Below are 7,619 nucleotides of genomic sequence, written 5' to 3' on the forward strand. Positions count from 1 at the left end.
TGATGCCGGGGCCGTTCTGCGCGATCATCATCGACATCTTGCCGGTCGCGCGGGTGTAGCCATCGGCCATCATGCCGCCCGACCCTTCATGCGCGCAGTCCCAGAACGTGATGCCCGCCTGGCCAAAAATATCCGAAATCGGCATCATCGCTGAGCCGATAATCCCAAACGCATGCTCAATTCCATGCATCTGCAACGTCTTAACAAACGCTTCTTCTGTCGTCATCTTCATAAGGGGCTACTCCGGGCTGAATGGGGTGCCGTGGGTGTCGCGGCAGCGTTACTCAGCGCTTTTCGCGCATGGGTGACGGCGACGTTAGGGCCAGAAAGGATACCGGGTTAGGTCCAGTTGTCACTTGGACTGAATGGCCGCGGCGATTTGCTCGATGCCGGGTCCGATACGTTCGGGCAAGATCGAGGAATACCCCAAACGGTAAAAGTTCCGCGGTCGATCGGGGCCGGAAAAGAAAAGCTCGCCGGGTTCTATGTGAACGCTTCGGGTCTGAAGGGTCCGGGCCAACTGCGTCGTGTCGATGTGCGACGGCGCTCGCATCCACATGGATGATCCGCCCAGTACGCCGCGCCCGGCCACGCTGAGCCCATGTTTCGAAATGGCCTGCTCAATCGCTTCGCGCCGCAGTTTCAACTCTTTGGACATGCGCCGGATCTGCGCATCATAGTGACCCAGCGACAAAAAATAGGCCGCTGTGCGCTGAACATGACCGGGCGGGTGGCGCAGGACAAGTGCACGCAGGGCCCGGGCCTCGCGGATGAAATCTTCGGACCCGACCATGTAGCCAAGCCGCAGCCCCGGAAACAGAGATTTCGAGAAGCTGCCCACATAGATGACCCGACCATCCCGATCCATGGATTTCAGCGCAGGTGACGGTGAGTCCAGAAAGGACATCTCGAACTCATAATCGTCCTCGACAATGATGGCGTCCAAGTCCCGGGCCCGGCTCAGCAGGGCTGTGCGGCGATCTACCGGCATGGTTGCCGTCGTTGGGCATTGGTGGCTGGGGGTCGTGAATATGACGTCGGTATCGTGCGAAATCGCTTCGGGCGGGAGCCCGTCCTGATCGACGCGGATCGGTGCCAGCGCGCATTCGGAATGCAGCAGAAGGTCACGCAAAGCATAGTAGCAGGGGTCTTCTATCGCAGCTTTGGATTGTCGGTTCAGCAGAATGCGTGACGCCAGCCACAGCGCGTTCTGCGCCCCGAGCGTGATCAGGATCTCTTCGGGTCGGGCCGAGATTCCACGGCGCGGCAAGGTATGGCGGGCAATGAATTCGACCAGCAGAGAATCGTCGCGGTCCACGTAATCGCCGGTCAGAGAATCGAAATCCTTATGGCCCAGCGCGCGCACCGCACACAGCCGCCAGTTAGCGTGGTCGAACAGGTTACGATCAGCCTGGCCGTAAATGAAAGGAAAGCGATAGTCGCGCCAGTCGCTGGGTTTTTGCAGAAAATCCCCGCCCGAAAACCGCCGCGCCAGCGATTTGCCCCAATCCACCGACTCGGTTCCGCGCTGAACCGGGGTGTATTGCGGCGGGACCGGCGCGTTTTCGGACACGTAATAGCCTGACCGGTCCCGAGCGGTCAGATAGTCGTTGGCCAGCAATTCCGTGTAAGCCAGCGTCACGGTGATCCGGCTGACGCCCAGATGTGAGGCCAGATTGCGCGACGATGGCAGTTTCTCGCCCACATGGAACCGACCCGACAGGATGCCTTCGGCGATCATCTGTTGAATGCGGGCCTGCAGGGTGCCCTGGCCGTTGGGTTCGAGAAAGAAAGTGTCGACCGATATGCTCATGACCTGTTTATAGGTTGGACTTAACGCATGGGCAATCTGGCCTTATCCAAAATCCGGAACTTTGTGATGTGGCCGGCTTGACGGGGAGATCGGATTCATCTAAATAACTAGTAAATTAGTTTAATGGAGAGATCAGATGTGGGAAACCGCTGCAGCAGGCTTTTCGGCCATGGGGTCCGAGGCCCGGTTGAAAGTTCTGAAAACGCTGGTGCGCGCTGGTGAAACAGGGCTGACGGTTGGCGAGATTCAGAATCGTACAGGCATCGCTCCTTCGACCCTGGCACATCATCTGCGGTTTCTGGCCGCCGGAGGTGTTGTTGAGCAGGAAAAGGACGGCCGCAGCACGATCAATCGGGCGTGCTTTGACGAATTGAGAAATCTGGCGCAGTTCATCCTCAGCGAATGTTGCGCCGACGAAGTGGGAAAGGCCGCGAACGATGGCTGAACTGACGCAGAACCCGAAGCTTTCATCGCGTGCCGTTCTTGATCTGATCAAGACCCCGTGGGCGTTGATTGTGGCGCTGTTGATTGCAGTTGCCGTGTTGGATCCGGGAAACTGGGCTGAGATTGTCACCTTTGCCGGCAAGGCCCTCGCGCATACCGGAAAGTACATTCTGTTTGCCGTCCTGCTGCTGTCCTACCTAAAGGCCACCGGGGCCGAGGTTATGGTCGCGCGCGCCTTTGAAGGCCGCGAGACGCGCATGATCTTTCTTGCGGCCCTGTTTGGGGGGCTGGCGCCGTTTTGTTCCTGCGAGGTGATCCCCTTTATCGCAGGATTGCTGGCCTTGGGGGCACCTTTGTCGGCTGTGATGGCGTTCTGGCTCAGCTCGCCGCTGATCGACCCGCCGACTTTGTTGATCACAGCCGGCGCATTGGGCTGGCCCTTTGCCATCGGCAAGGCCGTTGCCGCGGTGGCGCTGGGTTTGTTTGGCGGCTTCGCTGTGCGGGCCCTGATGCGGGGCGGCGCGTTTGCACAGCCGCTGCGCGCATACAAACCGGCCGGTTGTTGCGGCTCTGGCCCCAAGGCTGACGACAAACCGGTCTGGACCTTCTGGCAAGACCCCGATCGCCGCGCGCGGTTCCGGTCCGAGTTTGTCCATAACGGCCTGTTTCTGCTGAAATGGCTGGCCCTGGCCTATGTGCTAGAGGCATTGCTGGTCAGCTACGTCCCCGCAGACCTGATTGCCCGTGTTGTCGGCGGAGAGGGTGTCGTTCCTATCGTGATCGCCGCGCTGGTCGGTATGCCAGCCTACCTGAACTCATACGTGGCGCCACCATTGCTGGCAGGGCTGATCGAGCAGGGGATGACTGCCGGGGCTGCGATGGCATTCATGGTAGCAGGCGCTGTCAGCTCGATCCCTGCTATGGCGGCTGTCTGGTCACTGGTCAAACCGCAGGTCTTTGCGACCTACCTTGCCCTGGGCATCAGCGGCGCGGTTGTGGCAGGGATACTGTTTCAGATGATCTGAAGGAAAAACCACCCGGTGGCACCCACCGGGCGGTTTTGCTTATGAGCTTGCTTCGCAATATTGCGGCAGCTTGAACCGGTATCTGGGTTCCCCGCTGTCCACATAGACACGTTTTTCGATACAGGCGCTGGTGCCGACGGTTTGCGCCACCGGTGCTTCGGTCGATGTGACCGACGCCGCCGTACCATCGGGCAACCGGACCGACGCGATAACACCGTTTTTCAGATCACCATTGATCGGCGTTGCAGACAGGACCGGAACGGTGATGAACGAATGATGTTCATGCTCGCCGTCATCCCCCAGAACAAACAGCACCGTGACAATAGCGACCATGACCAACGCCCCGGCAATGGCCAGCCCCTTGGTCTTGAGAAAAACGTAAATCGAAACGGCACGGTGAGGGCCAAAGAGAGCAGACAGGATGTTCAGCATGGCATTTTTACAAAAAGAAGGCCCCACCTGAGCGCAGATGGGGCCGTGATCAGATCAGAGGCGCGGATCGTCTTCGTCTTCGTCGCTGCCGCCACCTTTGGGCAGGTTGAAGAAGCTGTCTGCATCGACAATGGCTTCTTCATCCTCGTCCTTCTGGTCATCAGCATCGTCCGACAGCGAAAACGTCTCAAGCCCTTCGATGGCCGTCGGGATCTTAGGTGCGGCGTCCATTTCCAGCGATTGCTCGGTCGAGACCAGTTTGCGCCGTTCATCATCGCTCATCACGCCACCTTCGGCCGCTTTCTTGGCGGCGGCTTTTTGCACGATGGCGTCCAGTTCGGATTGCTTGCACAGCCCCAACGCGACGGGGTCGATGGGTTGCATGTTGGCAATGTTCCAATGGGTGCGTTCGCGGATCGACTGGATTGTCGGCTTGGTGGTGCCCACCAGCTTGGCGATCTGACCGTCGCTAAGCTCGGGGTGGAACTTGACCAGCCACAGGATCGAGTTCGGGCGGTCCTGACGTTTGGACAGCGGTGTGTAACGCGGGCCGCGTCGTTTTTCCTCGCCCGCTGCTGCCGCGTTGAACTTGAGCTTGAGCTTGTGCAGCGGATTGTTCTGTGCTGCGTCGATCTCGTCCTGGGTCAGCTGGTTGTTGGCGATCGGGTCGAAACCCTTGACGCCGGTGGCTACATCACCGTCGGCAATGCCCTGCACTTCCAGCTCGTGCATCCCTACGAAATCCGCGATCTGCTTGAAGCTGATCGTGGTGTTGTCCACCAGCCATACGGCGGTGGCCTTGGCCATAAGCGGTTTTGCCATCAGCCTGCCTCCTAATGCATACATCTGTCCCGTCGCCGGAATTCGGCGGCCCCGTGATCTTGGGGCAGGTTTCCGTTGTCGGGGAACTTGGCGCCTATATAGTCGCGTCAGATAAAGAAGGGAAGAGGCGAATGCGCCAGGGTTTGTTAGGGCTGTTTGCGTGGGGGCTGAGCGCCGTGGCCGCGCTGGCCGAGGGCGAAGAGGCTGGTGAGTTTGACTATTACGTTCTGGCACTCAGCTGGTCACCCAACTGGTGCGCGCGCGAAGGCGATGCGCGTGGCTCGGATCAATGTGACGCGCGGCATGATCATGGCTGGATTCTGCACGGGCTTTGGCCGCAATACCACCAGGGCTGGCCCTCGTATTGCCCGACCGCCAAGGCCCCGCCATCGCGCACAATGACCCGCGAAATGACCGACATTCAGGGCAGTTCCGGTTTGGCCTGGCACCAGTGGAAAAAACACGGCACCTGCTCGGGGCTGACGGCATCGGACTATTTCGCGCTGTCCAGACAGGCCTATGGTGCGGTGACCCGCCCCGAGGTGTTCCGCAAGCTCGACACGTCGGTCAAATTGCCAGCCTCGGTTGTGGAAGAGGCGTTCCTTAATGCCAATCCGGGGCTTAGCGCGGACATGATCACCATCACCTGCAAACAAGGCTATATCGAAGAGGTTCGCCTGTGCCTGTCGCGCGGGTTAAAGCCCGTGCCCTGTGGGCGAGACGTGATCCGCGACTGCACGGCCAAAGACGCGCTGTTCGATCCGATTCGCTAAAGCTCACCGCTCTGGCACTCGCGCGCGTATTCCAGCGCCTTTGCGGTGCCCTTCAGATCAATCGCCATCACGGTTTCGCCCTGAGGGTTGTAGACCGTCATCGTCTTGTTCTGCGCAATTGCAGCAACAAAGCTACGATCCGTGAAAAACACCGTGGCACCCGGCACATCACGTTCGTTGAACCCGATGGCCGTGGCATCGTAACTTTTGCCGTCCAGATCGAACCGGATCGGATAGCTTTCGCCCTGTTTGATATCGCCCCAGGCCTTGTTGTAGACGGCAAAATACCCGCGATTGTCCAGCGCGTCATACCCGATCCTGACTACCGAGAGGTCCTGATACACCGTCTGGATCAGGCACCCGTTCCCCAGTGCAGGGTCCATCATGATGTTCCAGCCTTCGACAAAACCCTTGTCGACGAGGTTTTGGGCAAAGGCGGCCGTGGCGGTGAAAGCGGCGAAGGTGAGGGCGAGAAGGCGGGTCATTTTGTCTTTCCAAAAGGTTATGAAGCGGTGTCTGCGGCGCAAATCTATAGCGATCAGCCAAGGATATTCCCTGATCGCAATCAAGCCATTCCCGATAGTTCTGTGTATTCACTTTCAAAGTAAACGTCGAAGACGCACATCTCTAGGCCAATGGAAACTCGCGCGGCTGGCTGTTTCAAAGACACGAGCCGCCGTAGTTTGGGTTAATCTCTGTTACTGTTCCGCTTTGGGATTTCCAAAAAACACGCCAGAAGAGTATGCAGGGAAACGACTGTTTTTCAAAGAAGGCGTAGTTTTTTCCGTCAGAAACAGAAAACCCTTTCTGCTTTAGTCTGTCGACCAGTTGCTGCTCAGTTTGTGGTAGGGGGAACTCGGTCATAATCCTGATGGCGAATTCTGCGTCGGCCTCGGCAAAATTGCTAGGTAAATCTCTGCCAATCTCGGGCGGCAGAGGCAGCGGTGGAAATAGCAGCAGATAAAGGCCAATAATGCCGACCACCAATAGCGCAGATAGAATCCCAAAGAACTTTCGCATCAGATGCTCTAATTGCCAGATGTTCTTAGACCAAAAGTGGCAGCTATCTGTGAAGTTCGCAAGGCGCGCATGAGGCCGAACTACAGCTCTTTCCGCGCCCTCAGCGCCGCCGTAATCGTCCCATCATCCAGATAATCCAACTCTCCGCCAATCGGCACGCCCTGCGCCAATGAGGTCAGACGCACCTGACCCTCCAACTGATCGGCTATGTAATGCGCGGTGGTCTGGCCGTCGACGGTGGCGTTGAGCGCGAGGATGATCTCGGTGATCCCTTCGGCCACAACGCGATCTTTGAGGCGGGGGATGCGGAGTTCTTCCGGGCCGATGCCGTCCAGCGCCGACAGGGTGCCGCCCAGCACGTGATAGCGGCCTTTGAACACGCCCGCGCGTTCCATTGCCCAGAGGTCAGCGACGTCTTCGACGACGCAAAGCTCTCCGGTCGCGCGGGCCTCGGTGTCACAGATGTCGCAGATATCGGTGGTGCCGACATTGCCGCAGTTCAGGCATTCGCGCGCGGTGACGGCGACCTGCTGCATCGCGTCCGAAAGCGGCGTCAGCAGCAGGGCGCGTTTTCGGATCAGGTGCAGCACCGCGCGGCGGGCCGAGCGGGGGCCGAGGCCGGGCAGCTTGGCCATCAGGTCAATCAGGTTGTCGATGTCGCTGTTCGAGCTCACGGCCTGTCCTGTGCTGCGCCGGCGGCAGCCTCCGGCGGGAGTATTTCTGAATAGATGAAGATCAGAACGGCAGTTTGATGTCCGCCGGCAGGCCCATGCTTTCGGTCAGCTTGGCCATTTCTGCCTGCGCCCGCTCGGTCGCCTTGGTCTGGGCGTCCTTGATGGCGGCGAGGATCAGGTCTTCGACCACTTCCTTGTCGTCCCCGTTGAAGATCGAGGGATCAATGTCGAGGCCCTTGAGCTCACCTTTGGCCGTGGCCGTGGCCTTGACCAGACCCGCGCCGGATTCGCCCACAACCATCAGGGTGTTCAGCTCTTCCTGCATTTCAGTCATCTTGGTTTGCAGGTCCTGCGCGGATTTCATCATCTTGGCCATATCGCCCAGACCGCCTAAACCTTTGAGCATCAGTATTCTCCTGTAAATCGGTTTGCAGACTAAATACGGGGGCCATCCGCGCGGCACAAGAGGCGAGGCGGCTCCCGCCCATCGTCAAGGTCTTTGGCAAGACCTTTCCTCTCGTTGGGCCCGGCAGCACGCGGGCAATGCCCGCCTGGCGATGCAGTTGGTCCCTCACGGGGTGAGTTGCAACGTGATCTGTCCCGGCTCGGTCGAAGG

At 59.0% G+C, this 7,619-nt stretch carries 11 protein-coding genes; 3 read left to right on the forward strand and 8 right to left on the reverse strand.

Going from position 1 to position 7,619, the window contains the following annotated elements:
• Together ACR0AG_RS22245 and pdxR are read right to left on the reverse strand one after the other, a co-directional pair.
• The coding region (locus ACR0AG_RS22245; protein ID WP_480842844.1) for a thiamine pyrophosphate-binding protein at positions 1–232 on the reverse strand (232 nt) is incomplete at its 3' end.
• A 120-nt stretch (positions 233–352) separates the two neighbouring features.
• A complete protein-coding gene (gene pdxR, locus ACR0AG_RS22250; RefSeq protein ID WP_480842846.1) occupies positions 353–1,813 on the reverse strand; it encodes a MocR-like pyridoxine biosynthesis transcription factor PdxR in 1,461 nt (486 codons plus the stop codon).
• A 136-nt stretch (positions 1,814–1,949) separates the two neighbouring features.
• Here pdxR and ACR0AG_RS22255 point away from each other — a divergent pair, with 136 nt between their 5' ends.
• A complete protein-coding gene (locus ACR0AG_RS22255; protein ID WP_480842848.1) occupies positions 1,950–2,258 on the forward strand; it encodes an ArsR/SmtB family transcription factor in 309 nt (102 codons plus the stop codon).
• Positions 2,251–3,282 (forward strand): permease, encoded by a 1,032-nt coding sequence (locus tag ACR0AG_RS22260; RefSeq protein WP_480842850.1) that lies wholly within the window; start codon positions 2,251–2,253, stop codon positions 3,280–3,282. The genes ACR0AG_RS22255 and ACR0AG_RS22260 overlap by 8 nt, the downstream gene beginning before the upstream one ends.
• Before the next feature lie 39 nt (positions 3,283–3,321).
• Here ACR0AG_RS22260 and ACR0AG_RS22265 read toward each other — a convergent pair whose 3' ends face one another.
• Both ACR0AG_RS22265 and ACR0AG_RS22270 read right to left on the reverse strand, forming a co-directional pair.
• Positions 3,322–3,714, reverse strand: a complete 393-nt coding sequence (locus ACR0AG_RS22265; RefSeq protein WP_480842852.1) for a hypothetical protein — start codon at positions 3,712–3,714, stop codon at positions 3,322–3,324.
• A 54-nt stretch (positions 3,715–3,768) separates the two neighbouring features.
• Positions 3,769–4,536: a DUF1013 domain-containing protein gene (locus ACR0AG_RS22270; protein WP_480842854.1), complete on the reverse strand. Its 768-nt coding sequence runs from the start codon at positions 4,534–4,536 to the stop codon at positions 3,769–3,771.
• Positions 4,537–4,667: 131 nt separating this feature from the next.
• Here ACR0AG_RS22270 and ACR0AG_RS22275 point away from each other — a divergent pair, with 131 nt between their 5' ends.
• Complete coding sequence (locus ACR0AG_RS22275) at positions 4,668–5,309, forward strand: ribonuclease T2 family protein (RefSeq protein ID WP_480842856.1); 642 nt, start codon at positions 4,668–4,670, stop codon at positions 5,307–5,309.
• On the opposite strand, the gene ACR0AG_RS22280 is transcribed toward ACR0AG_RS22275, so the two are convergent.
• The 4 genes from ACR0AG_RS22280 to ACR0AG_RS22295 all read right to left on the reverse strand — a co-directional run bounded on the left by ACR0AG_RS22280 (position 5,306) and on the right by ACR0AG_RS22295 (position 7,409).
• Entirely contained in the window at positions 5,306–5,794 is a 489-nt protein-coding gene (locus ACR0AG_RS22280; protein WP_480842858.1) for a hypothetical protein, read from the reverse strand. The two genes, ACR0AG_RS22275 and ACR0AG_RS22280, sit on opposite strands and share 4 nt — an antisense overlap.
• 175 nt (positions 5,795–5,969) lie before the next feature.
• Positions 5,970–6,329, reverse strand: a complete 360-nt coding sequence (locus ACR0AG_RS22285; RefSeq protein WP_480842860.1) for a hypothetical protein — start codon at positions 6,327–6,329, stop codon at positions 5,970–5,972.
• Positions 6,330–6,409: 80 nt separating this feature from the next.
• Positions 6,410–7,003, reverse strand: a complete 594-nt coding sequence (gene recR / locus ACR0AG_RS22290) for a recombination mediator RecR (protein ID WP_480842862.1) — start codon at positions 7,001–7,003, stop codon at positions 6,410–6,412.
• Positions 7,004–7,064: 61 nt separating this feature from the next.
• Positions 7,065–7,409, reverse strand: coding sequence for a YbaB/EbfC family nucleoid-associated protein (locus ACR0AG_RS22295; protein WP_170794549.1), 345 nt, complete (start codon positions 7,407–7,409; stop codon positions 7,065–7,067).
• Between the last annotated feature and the right edge of the window lie 210 nt (positions 7,410–7,619).

This window comes from Ruegeria sp. H6 (genome assembly GCF_056532975.1).

Bases quoted from the DNA above. Each gene is read 5' to 3' on its own strand.
- pdxR (WP_480842846.1), bottom strand. From the start codon at position 1,813: ATGAGCATATCGGTCGACACTTTCTTTCTCGAACCCAACGGCCAGGGC.
- ACR0AG_RS22255 (WP_480842848.1), top strand. From the start codon at position 1,950: ATGTGGGAAACCGCTGCAGCAGGCTTTTCGGCCATGGGGTCCGAGGCC.
- ACR0AG_RS22260 (WP_480842850.1), top strand. From the start codon at position 2,251: ATGGCTGAACTGACGCAGAACCCGAAGCTTTCATCGCGTGCCGTTCTT.
- ACR0AG_RS22265 (WP_480842852.1), bottom strand. From the start codon at position 3,714: ATGCTGAACATCCTGTCTGCTCTCTTTGGCCCTCACCGTGCCGTTTCG.
- ACR0AG_RS22270 (WP_480842854.1), bottom strand. From the start codon at position 4,536: ATGGCAAAACCGCTTATGGCCAAGGCCACCGCCGTATGGCTGGTGGAC.
- ACR0AG_RS22275 (WP_480842856.1), top strand. From the start codon at position 4,668: ATGCGCCAGGGTTTGTTAGGGCTGTTTGCGTGGGGGCTGAGCGCCGTG.
- ACR0AG_RS22280 (WP_480842858.1), bottom strand. From the start codon at position 5,794: ATGACCCGCCTTCTCGCCCTCACCTTCGCCGCTTTCACCGCCACGGCC.
- ACR0AG_RS22285 (WP_480842860.1), bottom strand. From the start codon at position 6,329: ATGCGAAAGTTCTTTGGGATTCTATCTGCGCTATTGGTGGTCGGCATT.
- ACR0AG_RS22295 (WP_170794549.1), bottom strand. From the start codon at position 7,409: ATGCTCAAAGGTTTAGGCGGTCTGGGCGATATGGCCAAGATGATGAAA.